Source organism: Marinobacter sp. ST-43, assembly GCF_030541085.1.
GTDB lineage: Bacteria > Pseudomonadota > Gammaproteobacteria > Pseudomonadales > Oleiphilaceae > Marinobacter > Marinobacter nauticus.
The window spans coordinates 86645-102380 of sequence record NZ_JASSVO010000013.1; the positions used below are offsets into that span (position 1 = coordinate 86645).

The 15736-nt window shown below is 58.4% G+C and carries 14 protein-coding genes; 9 read left to right on the plus strand and 5 right to left on the minus strand.

Annotated features, from left to right (window positions below; all coding sequences use genetic code 11):
* Nucleotides 1-132: 132 nt before the first annotated feature.
* The 4 genes from QPL98_RS14685 (at nt 133) to QPL98_RS14700 (ending at nt 4069) form a co-directional block, all read left to right on the plus strand.
* Complete coding sequence (locus QPL98_RS14685) at nt 133-2007, plus strand: putative nucleotidyltransferase substrate binding domain-containing protein (protein ID WP_199453546.1); 1875 nt, start codon at nt 133-135, stop codon at nt 2005-2007.
* Entirely contained in the window at nt 2000-2722 is a 723-nt protein-coding gene (locus tag QPL98_RS14690; RefSeq protein WP_199453544.1) for a 3'-5' exonuclease, read from the plus strand. The genes QPL98_RS14685 and QPL98_RS14690 overlap by 8 nt, the downstream gene beginning before the upstream one ends.
* A 61-nt stretch (nt 2723-2783) precedes the next feature.
* The gene (locus QPL98_RS14695; RefSeq protein ID WP_011783819.1) at nt 2784-3362 is read left to right on the plus strand and encodes a QsdR family transcriptional regulator; all 579 of its coding nucleotides are present in this window, start codon (nt 2784-2786) and stop codon (nt 3360-3362) included.
* A gap of 83 nt (nt 3363-3445) precedes the next feature.
* Nucleotides 3446-4069 carry a hypothetical protein gene (locus QPL98_RS14700; protein ID WP_199453541.1) on the plus strand — a complete coding sequence of 208 codons (624 nt, stop codon included), beginning with the start codon at nt 3446-3448 and terminating at the stop codon, nt 4067-4069.
* Nucleotides 4070-4145: 76 nt separating this feature from the next.
* On the opposite strand, the gene QPL98_RS14705 is transcribed toward QPL98_RS14700, so the two are convergent.
* Both QPL98_RS14705 and QPL98_RS14710 read right to left on the minus strand, forming a co-directional pair.
* Complete coding sequence (locus QPL98_RS14705; protein WP_199453539.1) at nt 4146-5540, minus strand: sodium-dependent transporter; 1395 nt, start codon at nt 5538-5540, stop codon at nt 4146-4148.
* Between the two features lie 410 nt (nt 5541-5950).
* Nucleotides 5951-6823, minus strand: a complete 873-nt coding sequence (locus tag QPL98_RS14710) for a carboxylate/amino acid/amine transporter (RefSeq protein ID WP_199453537.1) — start codon at nt 6821-6823, stop codon at nt 5951-5953.
* A gap of 168 nt (nt 6824-6991) precedes the next feature.
* Between QPL98_RS14710 and QPL98_RS14715 the strand changes: the two genes are divergently transcribed.
* Entirely contained in the window at nt 6992-8428 is a 1437-nt protein-coding gene (locus QPL98_RS14715) for an MATE family efflux transporter (RefSeq protein ID WP_199453728.1), read from the plus strand.
* Here QPL98_RS14715 and QPL98_RS14720 read toward each other — a convergent pair.
* Nucleotides 8389-9408 carry a GGDEF domain-containing protein gene (locus QPL98_RS14720; protein ID WP_199453535.1) on the minus strand — a complete coding sequence of 340 codons (1020 nt, stop codon included), beginning with the start codon at nt 9406-9408 and terminating at the stop codon, nt 8389-8391. The genes QPL98_RS14715 and QPL98_RS14720 overlap by 40 nt on opposite strands.
* Before the next feature lie 249 nt (nt 9409-9657).
* Between QPL98_RS14720 and QPL98_RS14725 the strand changes: the two genes are divergently transcribed.
* Nucleotides 9658-10785, plus strand: coding sequence for an HD-GYP domain-containing protein (locus QPL98_RS14725; protein ID WP_199453533.1), 1128 nt, complete (start codon nt 9658-9660; stop codon nt 10783-10785).
* Between the two features lies 1 nt (nt 10786).
* On the opposite strand, the gene fghA is transcribed toward QPL98_RS14725, so the two are convergent.
* Together fghA and QPL98_RS14735 are read right to left on the minus strand one after the other, a co-directional pair.
* Nucleotides 10787-11632 carry an S-formylglutathione hydrolase gene (fghA, locus tag QPL98_RS14730; RefSeq protein WP_199453531.1) on the minus strand — a complete coding sequence of 282 codons (846 nt, stop codon included), beginning with the start codon at nt 11630-11632 and terminating at the stop codon, nt 10787-10789.
* A 33-nt stretch (nt 11633-11665) separates the two neighbouring features.
* Entirely contained in the window at nt 11666-12097 is a 432-nt protein-coding gene (locus QPL98_RS14735) for a CBS domain-containing protein (protein ID WP_199453529.1), read from the minus strand.
* 198 nt (nt 12098-12295) lie between these two features.
* On the opposite strand from QPL98_RS14735, the gene QPL98_RS14740 reads away from it, so the two are divergent.
* From QPL98_RS14740 to QPL98_RS14750, 3 genes are all read left to right on the plus strand, one after another.
* Nucleotides 12296-13657 (plus strand): sodium:alanine symporter family protein, encoded by a 1362-nt coding sequence (locus tag QPL98_RS14740; RefSeq protein WP_199453527.1) that lies wholly within the window; start codon nt 12296-12298, stop codon nt 13655-13657.
* Between the two features lie 184 nt (nt 13658-13841).
* Nucleotides 13842-14495, plus strand: a complete 654-nt coding sequence (locus QPL98_RS14745) for a peroxiredoxin (protein ID WP_011783808.1) — start codon at nt 13842-13844, stop codon at nt 14493-14495.
* 99 nt (nt 14496-14594) lie between these two features.
* Nucleotides 14595-15736, plus strand: a 1142-nt coding sequence (locus tag QPL98_RS14750; RefSeq protein WP_303293517.1) for an IS1182 family transposase, incomplete at its 3' end; no start/stop codon positions are given.

Sequence of the window (15736 nt, forward strand, 5' to 3'; positions counted from 1 at the left end):
CTCCAACCAGCGCCATTCTCGCCGCCAAGGTACACCAACCGGGCAGACAACTGCTATAGTTTGGCCACACTCCGGAAAGCCGGCACAACCAACGCCGGCTTTAGAACAAGATCGATCAACCCTGGAGAGCCCATGCAGGCCGAGCTGCTCGACATCCGCAACCACATCGCCCAACACGCTCCCTTCGACGAAATGCCCGAAGAACTGCTCGACCGCATCGTCACTGGCATCGAAGTGGCCTATTACCGGGCCGGCACCCAGATCCTTGAGCTGGGCCAGCAGAACTACTGGTTGCACTACATCCGTAGTGGTGCGGTGGAAATCTTCCGGCGCTCCGGCGAGCTTTACAACCGCATCGGCGAAGGCGAAATCTTTGGCCAGTTCGGCCTGCTGCGCAATCAGAAAGTGCGCTTCCCCGCCAAAGCCATCGAAGACTGCCTGATCTACAAAATCCCCTACGAGACCTTCCAGTATCTGTGGGAAAACGACGAGAACTTCGCGGATTTTGTCGAGATTGAAGACCACAGTCGCCTGCGTTCGGCGGTCTCGCGCCGGCACAAATCCAACGAACTGATGTCCGCCAAGGTCACCCGATTGATTGCCCGGGAGCCGGTCTCTGCCCCGACCACCGTGCGCCTTCAGGAAGCGGCCCGGATCATGACCGACAACGGCGTGTCGGCCCTGCTGCTGATGGACGAAAGTGGGGAGTCACCCCGGCTTAAGGGCATCATTACCGACCGGGATCTACGCACCCGGGCGGTCACCAACGCCCTGCCATCAGAAACCCCCATCAGCGAGATCATGTCCGAAGGGCTGATTACCATCAGCGCCCGCAGCTACATCTTCGAAGCCATGCTTACCATGCTGCACAATAACGTGCACCATCTGCCAGTGATGGAAGACCACGAAGTGCGTGGCGTTATTGCACTGTCCGACATCGTCAAATACGAAAGCCAGAGCAGCCTGTACCTGGTGAGCAACATCTACCACCAGAACGACGTCAAAGGCCTGAAGAAAATCAGCCGCGAAGTGCGCGACAGCTTCGTGCGCATGGTGAATGAAGACGCCAACTCCCACATGATCGGCAGCGCCATGGCTGGCATCGGCCGCAGTTTCAGCCAGCGCCTGCTGGAACTGGGCGAAGAAAAACTCGGCCCGCCACCCATCCCGTATTGCTTCATGGCCCTGGGCTCCATGGCCCGGGATGAACAACTGGTTGTTACCGACCAGGACAACGCCATGGTGCTGGACGACAGCTTCATTCCGGAAGAGCACGACGAATACTTCCTGGCCCTGGCCAAATTTGTGTCAGACGGCCTGGCTGAATGCGGCTACACCTACTGCACCGGCGACATCATGGCCACCAACCCGAAATGGCGGCAGCCGCTGAGTGTGTGGAAGGGTTACTTCACCGACTGGATCGACAATCCCAAGGCCGAAGCCCTGCTCAACAGCAACATCTTCTTCGACCTGGACGGCATCTACGGCGAAACTGACTATGCCGAACAGCTGAAAACCCTGATCGTGAACAAGGCCAGCAACAGCCAGCGCTTCCTTACCTTCCTGGCCCGCAATGCCCTGAACCGCACGCCGCCCCTAGGCTTCTTCCGCACCTTCGTCCTGGAAGAAGACGGCAAGCACCAGAAAACCTTCAACCTCAAACGCCGCGGCACCGCACCGGTTTCTGACCTCATCCGGGTGCACGCCCTGGCCTGCGGTTCCCGCTCCCAGAACTCGTTCGAGCGGCTGCGGGACATTGCCAAGACCAAACTCATGCTGGACGACGACGCCGGCAACCTGCGGGATGCTCTGGAATTCATCTCCATCGTCCGTATCCGCCATCAGGCCCTGGCCATCGAAGAGGGCCGCGACCCAGACAATAACGTTCGCCCGGAAGACCTGTCGCCGTTTGAACGCAGCCATCTGAAAGACGCCTTCCAGATCGTCAGCAACGCCCAGAAATTCCTGCGCTTCCGCTACAACGCCGGAGCCACCCGGAATGTCTAGCGTGATCAAAAGCAGCAACAGCAAGCAGAATTGGCCAGAGAACTACCGCAAAGGCGCCGAACAGGCGAAAGACGCCAGAATTCGCGCCTTCTACGAAGCCGGCTGCCCCAGTCCGGACACGCCTGTCCGGGATGTCCCGTTACTGGCCCTGGACTTCGAAACCACTGGCCTGGAAGCCGACCAGCATTCCATCGTCAGCATCGGCCTGGTGCCCTTTACCCTGACAGGCATCCAGCTCGGCCAATGCTGGCACCAGGTGGTTCGCCCCAGACTGCCTCTGCACAAAACCTCTGTGACCATCCACGGCATTACCCACAGCGAAATCGAAAACGCCCCGGACCTGGAAGACGTACTCGACCCGCTGTTCGAACACCTCAACGGCCGAATCCCCGTGGTGCACTACCGCAACATCGAACGCCCGTTCCTGAATACTGCCTTGCAATGGCGCCTGAACGAACAACTCCGCTTCCCGGTCATCGACACCATGGCCATCGAAGCCCACCTGCACCCAAACCGCAATCCCAGCCGCTGGCAGCAACTGATGGGCAAAAAGCCGATCTCCATCCGCCTCGCCGACAGCCGGCTCCGCTACGGCCTGCCCCACTATGCCTCCCATAACGCCCTGATCGACGCCATCGCCACCGCGGAACTGCTGCAGGCCCAGATCCTGCACCACTTCAGCCCGGAGACCCCCATTGGCGATCTGTGGGTGTGATGCCATAGCCCCAAGCCCCGGCAACCGATAAAATGTCCCCAAACCAGTCAAAGGGACCGAAGTGACCACACCAACCGCCAAAACCACCCCCCTGGACGCCTTCCGCCGCGCCAGAAGAATGTGGCTAAAAGGAGAAAAAATCAGCCTGGCCGCCCTCGCCGACGACCTCCACATCGGCCGCGCCACCCTGTTCCGCTGGGTTGGTAACCGCGACCTGCTGATTGGTGAAATCCTGTGGTCCCTGTACGAGCCCCTGTACAAAGAAGCCCGAGCCGTTACCCCCGGCCATGGCGTCGACTACGTGGTGGGCGTGTTCCGCCACATCAACATGACCATCCTGCACTTCGCCCCGTTGCGAAAGTTCCTGCACCAGGATCCGGAATACGCCCTGAAAATGCTCACTTCCTCCCACTCCACGCTGCACGCCCGCACCGTGGAAGTGAACACCCGCTTACTCAAAGACGAAGTGCGCGCCGGCCATCTGAGCCCACCCATGAACATCCAGAGCTTGTCCTACTTCATGGTACGAATCGCCGAGTCCTGCCTGTACAGCGACATCATCGGCGGCCGCGAACCGCGGGATGAAGAGCTTGAGGATGCCTGTACTGCTGTGCGCATTTTGCTGGGCGGAAAGGTCTGAGCTCCTGATACCGCTGGAAACCTGGCCAGCCTGGGATTACTCTTTGCTGACATCCACAGGAAATCATCAGCAAGGAGTGCACCATGAACCCCCGAACCACCCAACCTCGCCTTAGCGTACTGCACGCCAGCCTGCTACTGCTCAGCCTGGCTCTGGCACCGTTAGCGCACAGTGAAAACCTCACCGAGGACGATGTCACTTCCTTCATCACCAGCATGGAAGCCATGCAGCCCCTGATCGACAAGCATCAGGACTTCATCGAATCCATCGAAGATCCAGCCGACGATGAGCGAGAAGTGGATTTCGCCCGGATGATGTCCTCGATGGTGGACGAAGTGAAAGGGCACGAAATGTACGATGACCTGGACGACCTGGTCGATGACTTCGGATTCTCCAGCCCGGAAGCCTGGGCCCGCAAAGGCGACCGCATCGTCAGCGCCTGGTTTGCCATTGAAATGGAAGCCCAGCCCGACATGGCTCCGGATATCGCGGAAATGGAGCGCGCCATTGCCGAGATGGAAAACAATCCCGACATGCCCGAAGCCGCCAAAGCCCAGATGCGCGAAATGATGGAACAGATGATGGTGACCGTCAAAAGCGCATCCAGTGCGGCGAAGCAAGTGAGCGATGCCGACAAACGTGCTGTCAGGCCCCACGTAGAACGCCTCAAGGCTGTGATGGAGCAGGACGAGAGCGACTACGAATAACACGCTCCCCAAAAACAAAACCCCGGTACTGTCGCCAGCACCGGGGTTTCTTTTTGCTGCCTGAGCAGCGAGGCAATCAGGCCGTCAGGTTGTAAACAAACACGATCGCCACGGCAATCGGGGTCACAAACCGGATCAGGTTGTACCACAGGCTGAACGCGCCACCCTGCAGGGCCAGGTCGCTCTTCAGCGATTCCTTGGCCACAAACCAGCCCACAAAAATGGCGGTCAGCAGGCCAGACAGTGGCAGCATGATGTTGGCGGTGAAGTAGTCCAGCAGGTCGAACACCGTCTTGCCTTCAAAGGCGGCGAACATGCCCAGCGGCGTCACATCAGACCAGACGTTCAGGGACAGAATGGAAACAATGCCCAGCGCCCAGCACAGCACGCCCACCAGAATAGCGCTGCCGGTGCGGGCCAGGCTGGTTTTCTCTTCAACCCACTCAACCACCGGCTCCAGCAGGGAAATGCCAGAGGTCCAGGCAGCAAACAGCAACAGAACGAAGAACAGGGTGCCGAACAGGCTGCCCATCGGCATGTTACCGAACGCCAGGGGCAGGGTCTGGAAGATCAGACCGGGGCCGGCACCGGCTTCCAGGCCGTTGGCAAACACCACCGGGAAAATGGCCAGACCCGCCAGCAGTGCCACCACAGTATCCATGATCGCCACACTGACGGCAGTTCGGCCGATGGAGACATCACGGCCCAGGTAGGAACCGTAAGCCATCATGATGGCCATACCCAGGCTCAGTGTGAAGAAGGCGTGCCCCAGGGCAACCAGTACGCCTTTGACCGTCAATGCCTCAAAATTCGGGGTGAACAGGAAACTAACCGCCTCGCCGAAATGGCCGGTCGTCGTCGCATAACCAACCACCAGCAACAGCAACAGGAACAGCGCCGGCATCAGGATGGTGACTGCGCGCTCCAGGCCGCCTTTCAAGCCCCGGGAAACCACCAGCACCACCAGCGCCATGAACACCGTATGCCAGGCCAACAGCTGAATCGGGCTGCCCAGCAGACCACCGAACAGCTCGCCCACAGATTCTGCAGTACCACCGGTGAAATCGCCCATGGCCGCGTGGCCAATGTAGGAGGCCGCCCAGCCACCGATGACCGAGTAGAACGACAGAATGATAAATGCAGCCAGCATGCCGACAATGGCCGAGACTCGCCAGGCCGGCGACGCCAGGTTGCGCTCCGCCACCAGCCGAAAACTGGTAATGGGGTTATGACGACCATTCCGGCCGATAAACACTTCCGCCATCATGATAGGAATACCGATGATGGCAATACAGAGCAGGTACACCAGAACGAAGGCACCACCGCCGTTCTCGCCGGTGACATAGGGGAACTTCCAGATATTACCGAGACCAACCGCGGAACCGGTGGCTGCCAGAATAAACGCGAACTTGGAAGACCAGAGTCCGCGAGCCCCGTTCCCGCTGTCTGCTGCGGAGTTGGACTGATTCATGTGTTTGCTTCCTGTGCTTTTGGCTGAGGAAAATACGAATTGTCAGATCGCCCGGCACACGGCGTGCAGGCTATTGGGGCGGGATTCTGCCAGCACTGGCGGCATGATGCCAGTGCTGAGGGGCGAGCGCCGGGACAATTCATCGTCCCCGGCGCGGCCCGGGAATGCTAATCAGCGGGTTTTACTGACAAATCGGACAATCAGGTCTTTCGGACCGCCTGCCACCTAGACACGAAAATCTTTAACTACCTCGTGGATGCGTACCGTCGACTACCGGGTCCATTGGCCCGATAAAATTTAACGGCGACAGCTTAGTTATAGATATATCAATGAAATAGCGAATGAGTTACGCCGTGTCCTACTCGTGCAACGACAACAGGCCACGACGCTTTAGAAAAAATGCAGGTCACTCAGTCAGATGCAGCCAGCTTTGCCCTGGGGTGATAGCGAGCATTCACCCACAGAGAGAACCCGATCACCACGCCACCGACGGCCAGGCGCAGTAGATCTGCGTCGCGGTTCCAGATCAGCAGATTGACCAGCAGGCCGGCGGGCACCAGCGCATTGTTCATCACCGCCAGGGTGCCGGCATCCACCTTACAGGCACCGCGATTCCACAGGTACAGGCCCAGACCGGACGCCGCCAGGCCCAGCCAGGCAAGAATGCCCCACTGCAAGGGCGTTGAGGGCAACTTGTCCGGATTACCGAAAATCAGGAAAGAGGGCAGCGCGATAATCAAGGCGCCAAAGAAGAAATAACCGAAGGTGCGATACCCCGGCAGCGCCAGAGGATAACGTTGCATCACGTGCTTGTAGCCTACCTGCCCGGCGGCGAAGGTGAAGTTGGCCACCTGCAGCAACAGGAACCCGGTAATGAAATCCTCACTGAGGCCATCATATCGAATAATACCGGCCCCCAGTGTGGCAATGGCCGCGGCCAGCAAGGCCACCGGCGAAAACCGGCGGGCCAGGGCATCATCCACCAGGGTTACGTACAGGGGGGTAAAAATGGTGAACAGCAACACTTCCGGCACCGTCAGGTAACTGAACGAGCGATACAGGCACAGATAGGTGATGCCGAACTGCAGCATACCGGTCACCAGTATGCCCAGCTTCATCCCGGAGGGAACGCCGCGCCAGCGGGTAAACGGCAGGAACACCAGGGCTGCCAGCAAGACCCGGCTCAATACCGCGAAGTCGCTATCTACCCGGCCAGCCAGGAATTCGCCGATCAGGCTGAACGAAAATGCCCAGAGCACGGTAACCAGAACCAGTAAGACCATTGATTGCATCACCCCTGTTGTATGCCGGGCGCCTACTTTACTGCTTTACGGTGGGTTTTGCAGCGGTGGCAGGCGGGGAAACCCCTATAAGCGGGAGTCTGCCGGTTGAGGTACCATGGCCGGTCCTGTACCAGTGCCACGCTACAACTCCCGAAAGACCAGAGCGCCATGGACGAAACCCATCAGCCACTACCCGAAGCCCGCCAGCCGCTGATTCAGCGCATGCTGGCCGAGTGGAAAACCCTGGCTATTCTGGGCGGCCCGATTCTGATTGCCCAGGTGGCGCAGATGGCCAATGGTGTGATCGATACCGTGATGGCCGGCCACGCCAGTGCCGAAGATCTCGCGGCCGTGGGTATCGGCAGCAGCCTGTGGATGCCGCTTTTCCTGTTTTTCATGGGTATGCTCGGCGCCTTGCAACCGATCATTTCCGGCTACAACGGTGCCCGCACCACCCAAAAGATCATGCCCGCCACCTGGCAAGGCATCTACATTGCGGCGGCCGGCACCGTGGTGATGGCGCTGTTGCTGACCAATGTCCACCCCATCCTGGCCCTGCTGAAACTCGACCCGCACACCGCCGGCATCACCCAGGGTTATCTGGACGCCTTTGCCTGGGGCATACCCGCCCTGTTGCTGATTAACGCCCTCCGGGGCCTGACCGACGGTCTGGGACATACCCGGGTGATCATGGCGTTTTCCGTTCTCAGCACCCTGATTAATTTGCCTCTGAACTACATCTTCATTTACGGCAAACTCGGGCTTCCCGCCATGGGCGGCGTTGGCTGTGGCTGGGCCACATCCATCTCCAACGGTGTCGCCGCCATCGCCATGCTGATCTACCTGAACCGCAGCGAGACCTTCCGCCAGTTTCATCTGATTGCCGATTGGGTCAAGCCCGACTTGGCCGGCATTCGCTACATCCTGCGCATCGGCGTGCCCATCGGCTTCACCATCTTCGTGGAAGCCAGCATGTTTGCGATAATTGCACTGTTCCTGGCGCCGCTGGGGCCAGTGGTGGTCGCCGGGCATCAGATTGCCCTGAATGTGGTGTCGCTGCTGTTCATGCTGCCGCTGAGCATCGGCATGGCGCTGACCCTGCGGGTGAGCTTTCTGGTAGGTGCGCGGGCCCCGGATTCCGCCCGGCTGATCTCCCGCAGTTCGCTGATTCTGGCCTCGGCCATCGCGCTGCTGTTTGCCACCCTGCTGTTCGTGTTCTCCGGCGCCATTGCCAGCCTGTATTCCGGCGATGCCGAGGTTCAGGCCGTCACCATTCGGCTGCTCACCTTCGCCGCCATGTTCCAGATTGCCGATGTTATCCAGGTAACCTGCATCAGCGCCCTGCGCGGCTACAAGGACACGCGCATTCCCATGTTTATCATGCTGTTTTCGTTCTGGGGGGTGGGCCTGCCGCTGGGGTATGTACTGACATTTACCGACTGGCTGTGGCCGGCGCTGGGCGCTGCAGGCTTCTGGGTAGGACTGACCGCCGGACTGACCTCCGCCAGCCTGTTACTTGGCTGGCGCCTGTTTCGTTTTCAGCCACCACCGGTTGATGAAAACAATCAACCCGCAGCCGTGGGCACCGGCTCTGGCATGGGCTGACCAATATCCTCGGCATAGACAATCCGGTCGCGCCCGGATTCCTTGGCGGTGTACAGCGCGTTATCGGCCCGGGCCAGCCAGCTTTCCACACTTTCGCCATGGCCCAGCAGGGCCACGCCGAATGACGCGGTTACCGGCCCGCCGGGGTGTTTCATGTATTTTCGGAGCACCTGCTGAAGATTGTTCATCACCGCACGCAGATTCACGCCATCAACGCCTGGCAGCAGCAATACAAACTCCTCACCGCCATATCGGAACAACTGATCGGAACGGCGGGTATTGCTCTCCAGCAGGGCCACCAGCTCGGTGAGCACATCGTCGCCCACGCCGTGGCCATATTCGTCATTGATCTTCTTGAAGTGATCAAGGTCCAGCAACACCAGAGCGTAGGGCAGGCCGGAACGCTCGGCATTGGCAGCGGCCACATCCAGCTCTTCATCCATGGAACGGCGGTTCTTTACGCCGGTCAGCGGGTCAATGGTGGCCAGTTGCTCCAGGCGCCTGCGCTGGCTGTGGTTGCGATGAGCAAAGACATAAGCACAGGCACTGACCACAACGGCGGTCGAAGAAAACGACCACATCTGCTCCTGGCTACTGAATGCCAGCCCTACCACCATCATCGCCAGGATAGCGGACAGGTTGATACCCACGGCGATTCTCGGACCAACCAGGAAGAAAGAAGTGACCAGGCAGGGGTACAACCAGAACAACCCCGGATCACCCACGATGCTGCCCACTACCACAGCACCGTAGGATGAAATAATTGCCATGACCAGGCCCGTCCTGCGGGTATCTCCCGTTAACCAGGCATAAGCCATACTCGTCGCAATGCCGCCCAGGATCACGCTATCCACCACACCCGCCAACAGGTTTCCCTGCATAAACCGCAGCACCGCAAACGGCGTGATGCCCACCAGCCCGCTGATGCCCAGCAAGGTAATGATGGATAAACGAAAATCGTTTTTCAGACGGTGAAACATGCAGCCCTGGATCCGACAAAAGTCTTATTTAGCATCCAAGAATAGCGCAAGCTTTTCAAACGGTCGTTCCAGGGCAACGATTCTTAACAAATCTACCACCAAAGGCGACATAACGTGACCTGCATCACGCTTTGCTTTTCTCTAATATTCCAATGTAATCCACTTTATAATCGTCCAGGCAACGATCATTAGCTTCAAACCTATTGGCCAGTCATACTATCGCGCACCGGCTGCAGATTCAGGAACATTGTGTCTAACTCACTGATAAGAATAGCCCCCGGGGCACTCACCATAGGCAAGCCACTGCCCTGGGATGTTTTCGACTCAGAAGGCAATATTCTTCTGCGTCAGGGCTATGTGATTCAGACCAACAGCCAGCTCGAGCAGCTGTTTGAAAGAGGGCGCTTCAAGCCCCGAAAGATCGAGCGGCCGAAAGAGGAAACCTTTGAAGACCTGCGCCAGCGGAATCCGTTTGCAGAATACGGTGACTTGCTGACCACGCTGGAAGTCACACTCAACGCCATTACCTCGGAAGATCCCACCGCCCAGAAACGCCTGCTGGGGCTGTGCCGAATGCTGGATAAAACCTGCCAGGAGGCACCCGACGCCAGCCTGGCACTGGTGCACCTGTATTCCATCGGCCCCACTATCCATGAACAGATCCTGTTCTACGGCATCCTGTGCCATTTCATCGCACGCCAGTTCGGGCTGGAGGAAAAGCGGGCCACCGTGCTCACCGCCGCCGCGCTCACCGCCAACCTCGCGCTGGTGCCTGTGGCAGACCAACTCAACGCCTCCAATAAGGTGCTCACGGACGACCAGCGCGCGGTGATTCGCAAGCACCCCCTGCGCAGTATCGACGCACTGAAGTCTGCCGGCATAAGCAACAAGCTGCTGCTCCGGATTGTTGCCCAGCACCACGAACAGGCGGATGGTTCAGGTTATCCGGAGGGCCTCAGTGGCGGGGAAATCCTGCCGGAAGCGGAAATTCTGGCGCTGTCTGAACGCTATGTGGCGATGATTACCAAACGGGCCTACCGCAATCGTATGAACATCACCGAGGCCCGCAAACTCATCGCCACCCTGGCAGATGGCAAGTTCCGGCCGGCCATTCCGCGTTCATTGCTGCAGGTACTGGGCGATCACCCCCCGGGCATGCTGGTCCGGCTGGTGAATAACGAGGTGGGGGTGGTCACACGCCGGGCTGATCGAACCCGGGGACCTTTCGTGAAGGCGATATTCGGCCCCCGAGGCAACCGCTACAGCGGCACCTTTGAGCGCGATACCAGCCTGCTGGAATACAACGTGCGCGCGCCGGAAGAGCCCGAGATCATGCCAACCATGGATTTCAGCATGCTCTGGGGCTTCCGCTCCTGACTCAGGTCAGCCCCAGCGCCCGGGCATGATGGTTCAGGTGATCGTCAATGAACGAGGCGATAAAGAAGTAGCTGTGGTCATAGCCCCGATGCATACGCAGGTTCAGGTGATGATGAAACTTCTCACACACATCGGCCAGGGCATCCGGATTCAGCTGGCTGTCCAGAAACTCATCGGCCGTACCCTGGTCCACCAGTAGCGGCAGCCGTTCCTTTGCCGTCGGAATCAACATGGTGGCATCCCAGGCTTCCCACGCCGACTGATCGTCACCCAGGTATCCGCTAAACGCCTTCTGGCCCCAGGGGCAAGCCATCGGGTTGGCAATTGGAGCAAAGGCCGATACCGACCTGTAATACCCCGGGTTCTTCAAAGCCGCAATCAGAGCCCCGTGCCCGCCCATGGAATGGCCACTGACCGAACGTTCACCATTCAGCGGCAATTCGTTTTCCACCAGCTGCGGCAGCTCCTTGACCACATAGTCATACATCCGGTAATGCGGCGCCCAGGGCTGCTGGGTCGCGTTCACATAGAATCCGGCTCCGGAGCCAAAATCATAGCTGTCATCCTCGCCGGGCAGATTTACGCCACGGGGGCTGGTATCCGGGCAGACAATGGCCAGGCCCAGCTTTGCAGCGAGTTTCTGGGCGCCGGCTTTCTGCATGAAATTCTGATCGGTGCAGGTGAGGCCCGACAACCAGTACAGCACCGGCACCTCTTTGGCCTGAGCACCCAGCGCCGCAGGAGGAAGAAACACCGCAAATTCCATGTCGCACTCCAGGGTAGCGGAGGTATGGCGATAGCGGCGGTGTTCGCCATCGAAACAGACGTTGGTGGATAACAGGTCCATAGATCCCCCCGGAGTCAAAGATGTGGTTAGCGATCAGTCCTCAGCCCCGGCATAGCTGGGTTTGTCGATGCTGAAACCGGACTTGGCAAATTCCGCCAGAATGGCAGTACGCGTTACGATACCAACCAGTTTGCCATGATCAACCACCGGGTACACTTTTGGCTTTCCAGCCCCCAGATTCTGGGCCAGATCCACCACCGACATGTCCGGCGATACCGTCATCGGCTGCCGGAACATCACGTCATCCACAAGGGGATCACCTTCGTGGTGGTAGTTGCTGACCAGCAGCGAGTGTATACAGTCCTGTTCCGAGACAAAGCCCAGCACACGGCGATGATCATCCACCACCGGCAAACCGGTGACGTGATTGGCCAGCAGGGCTTTCACCACCCTGGTGACCGGCGTACCACAGCGTATCGGTTCAATGTGGTTCCACATCACTTCAGATATTTTCAATGAGCGCATCGACAACTTCCTTTCAGACAGAATAACGGTGCCCGATTGAGCACTTCCATACTCTAAACATAGGCAAAGCACACCGAAATGAAAAACCGGCGTTATGAAAACGGTTTACATCGGATAATTGTCGACTAAACTCAATGGGTTATGCCCTTTCAGGGCTCAATAATCCTGATTCATCCGTGGTAAACAGTGGGAGAACCCATGGAAGCCATTTCCAATTTTGTAAGTGAAATCAACGGACTGGTATGGGGCCCTCCCATGCTGGTGATGATCCTGGGCGTCGGCCTGTTTCTGAGTATCGGCCTGAAATTGATGCCGATCATGAAACTGGGGGCCGGTTTCCGCCTGATGTGGAGCGGCCGGGCCCGCGGTGACGAGGACGACGGTGACATTCCCCCGTTCCAGGCCCTGATGACCGCGCTGTCTGCCACCGTGGGTACCGGTAATATTGCCGGCGTTGCCACCGCAGTCTTCCTGGGCGGCCCTGGTGCGCTGTTCTGGATGTGGCTCACAGCCCTGGTGGGCATGGCCACCAAATACTCCGAGGCGGTGCTGGCGGTTCGCTTCCGGGAAGTGGACGAGCGCGGCAACCACGTGGGCGGCCCCATGTATTACATCCGTAACGGCCTCGGCAGCAAGTGGGCCTGGCTAGGCATCCTGTTTGCGGTGTTTGCCTCTGTGGCCGCCTTTGGCATCGGTAACACGGTTCAGGCCAACTCCGTCGCCGATGTGCTGGAAACCAATTTTGGCCTGCCCCACTGGGTAACCGGTGTGATCCTGATGGTACTGGTGGGCATGGTACTGATTGGCGGCATCAAGCGTATCGGCCAGGTAGCCAGCGCATTGGTGCCCTTCATGGCCGTGTCTTACGTACTGATTGGCCTGATTGTGCTGGCCATTAACGCCAACCAGATTCCGGAAGCGGTGAGCATGGTGTTCAGCTATGCCTTCAGCCCGGCCGCGGCCGAGGGCGGGTTTGCCGGTGCTGCGGTCTGGGCTGCCATCCGCTTTGGTGTGGCCCGGGGTATCTTCTCCAACGAAGCCGGCCTGGGCTCGGCCCCCATCGCCCACGCGGCAGCGCAAACCAAGAACCCGGTCAAGCAGGGCATGGTGGCCATGCTGGGCACCTTCATCGACACCATTATCGTGTGTTCCATCACCGGCCTGGTGATCATCACCTCCGGTGCCTGGACGTCCGGCGAAACCGGCGCGGCACTGACTTCCCTGGCCTTTGAAACCGGCCTGCCGGGCTTTGGCAACTACGTGGTGGCAATTGCCCTGGCGATCTTCGCGTTCACCACCATCATTGGCTGGTCTTTCTACGGCGAGCGCTGTATTGAATTCCTGTTCGGTGTGAAGGCCATTCTGCCTTACCGGGTACTGTGGATTGTGGCCATTCCGGTGGGCGCCACCATCAACCTGGGCTTTATCTGGCTGGTGGCCGATACCCTGAACGCCATGATGGCACTGCCCAACCTGATCGCCCTGCTGCTGTTGAGCCCGGTAGTGTTCAAACTGACCCGGGAGCACTTCGACAAGCAGAAGGCTCTGGGCGTGGAGTAATACCCTGTCTATGCAAGACGCTCACAAGGATGTGAGCGAACCGTTGGATGCGCCAGATCAAGTCCCCCTTGTAACTGGCGCATCCATCACCACAGTTACTCGTATACACTGATCAGACAACAACGGCGGGCAACGCCGGCGCAATACACGAATTTGCCAACAACCGTGTCGAAGGAGAGTAAGTATGAGTCTGCGTCTTGGAGATACTGCACCCGATTTTGAACAGGATTCCACCGAGGGCCGCATTCGCTTTCACGAGTGGCTGGGCAATGGCTGGGGCGTGCTGTTTTCCCACCCGGCCGACTTCACCCCGGTGTGCACCACCGAGCTGGGCCTGACTGCCAAGCTCAAAGACGAATTTGCCAAACGTAACGTCAAGGCCATTGCCCTGAGTGTCGACCCGGTCGATTCTCACCACGACTGGATCAAGGACATCAACGAGACTCAGGGCTGCACGGTCAACTTCCCGATCATTGCGGACCACGACCGCCAGGTGTCCGAGAAGTACGACATGATCCACCCGAACGCCAACGACAGCCTGACCGTGCGTTCGCTGTTTATCATCGACCCGAACAAGAAGGTTCGACTGATCATCACCTATCCGGCATCCACCGGTCGTAACTTCAATGAAGTGCTGCGGGTAATCGATTCCCTGCAACTGACCGACGAACACCGCGTGGCCACACCCGGCAACTGGGAGAGTGGCAGTGATGTGGTGATTGTGCCGTCACTGCAGGATGAAGATGAGATCAAAAAGCGCTTCCCGAAAGGCTACAAAGCCGTGAAGTCCTACCTGCGGATGACACCAGACCCACGTGCTAACTGGAGTGGTGACTGATCCACCGCCACAAACAAAAAGGGCAGCCAAATGGAGGCTGTGTGAAAACAGCCTCCGAAGCTGGCAAAATAACCGCGACATGGCTCGCGGTTATTTTTTATGAGGCATCTTGAAGGCACCCCTCGAAGTCAGGCGCTGTTGCTCCCACCCAGCGTTGAAGATTATGTCCCCGAAGATCACCCGGTTCGCGTCATTGATGCGTTTGTGGATTCACTGAATTTGTCAGAGATGGGGTTCAGGAAAGCTCAGACGGCTCATACCGGCCGCCGCCCTTACCACCCCGGCGATTTGCTCAAGCTTTATATCTACGCCTACCTCAACCAGACCAGCAGTACCCGACGGCTGGAAAAAGAATGTCATCGCAACCTGGAAGTGCTCTGGCTGATGAAGCAGCTGGCACCGGATTTCAAGACCATCGCGGACTTCCGTAAAGATAACGGTGACGCGGTCAAGAAGGTGTGCCGGCAGTTCATTGTGTTCTGCAAACAGGCAGGACTGGTCAGTGGCCAGTTGGTGGCGATTGATGGCAGCAAGTTCAAAGCGGCCGCCAGTAAAGACCAGGCTGTTACCCGCAAGCAGCTGGAGAAGCAGCTGGGCAAGCTGGATCAGAAAATCGATCGTTATCTCGCTCAGCTGGCAGCATCGGAACAAGGTGATGACGCCGATCTGAACCGTGACAAAGTATCCGAAGCCTTGGCTTATCTGGAAACCCACAAGGCGGAACTGCAGGATGAGCTGAAGACGCTGGTCGATGAGGACAAGACTCAGCTCTGTCGTACAGAGCCGGACGCCAAGCTGATGAAATCTGGCCGGGAAGGCACGGTGGTGGGCTACAACGCGCAGAATGCCGTTGACGAGGAATACCAACTGATCGTTCACCACGACCTGACACAGGCAGGTAGCGATAACCAGCAACTGAAACCGATCGCCCAAGAGACCCATGATGTACTGGAGGGCAGACTAGAAACCCTCGTTGCCGATGCTGGCTACTCCAACGGTCAGCAGATCAAAGAGCTTCAGTCTTCTGGGTACGATGTGGCAGTGCCATCGAACCGGGCGGTCAACAATCAGGGAAACGGCGAGTACTTCCAGAAACGTGACTTCACCTATTTGCCCGAACAGGACGCTTACCTCTGCCCTGCTGGAGAGCGGCTGCCTCACAAGACGGTGAGCAACAAGGATCGTCTGCATCTGTACGCACGCTCAGGCTGCAATCAATGCCCGCTCCAGAGCCAATGCAC

Coding starts and splice junctions, on each gene's coding strand:
- QPL98_RS14735 (WP_199453529.1), bottom strand. CDS start 12,097: ATGCGCTCATTGAAAATATCTGAAGTGATGTGGAACCACATTGAACCG.
- QPL98_RS14740 (WP_199453527.1), top strand. CDS start 12,296: ATGGAAGCCATTTCCAATTTTGTAAGTGAAATCAACGGACTGGTATGG.
- QPL98_RS14705 (WP_199453539.1), bottom strand. CDS start 5,540: ATGAATCAGTCCAACTCCGCAGCAGACAGCGGGAACGGGGCTCGCGGA.
- QPL98_RS14700 (WP_199453541.1), top strand. CDS start 3,446: ATGAACCCCCGAACCACCCAACCTCGCCTTAGCGTACTGCACGCCAGC.
- fghA (WP_199453531.1), bottom strand. CDS start 11,632: ATGGACCTGTTATCCACCAACGTCTGTTTCGATGGCGAACACCGCCGC.
- QPL98_RS14745 (WP_011783808.1), top strand. CDS start 13,842: ATGAGTCTGCGTCTTGGAGATACTGCACCCGATTTTGAACAGGATTCC.
- QPL98_RS14690 (WP_199453544.1), top strand. CDS start 2,000: ATGTCTAGCGTGATCAAAAGCAGCAACAGCAAGCAGAATTGGCCAGAG.
- QPL98_RS14685 (WP_199453546.1), top strand. CDS start 133: ATGCAGGCCGAGCTGCTCGACATCCGCAACCACATCGCCCAACACGCT.
- QPL98_RS14710 (WP_199453537.1), bottom strand. CDS start 6,823: ATGGTCTTACTGGTTCTGGTTACCGTGCTCTGGGCATTTTCGTTCAGC.
- QPL98_RS14715 (WP_199453728.1), top strand. CDS start 6,992: ATGGACGAAACCCATCAGCCACTACCCGAAGCCCGCCAGCCGCTGATT.
- QPL98_RS14720 (WP_199453535.1), bottom strand. CDS start 9,408: ATGTTTCACCGTCTGAAAAACGATTTTCGTTTATCCATCATTACCTTG.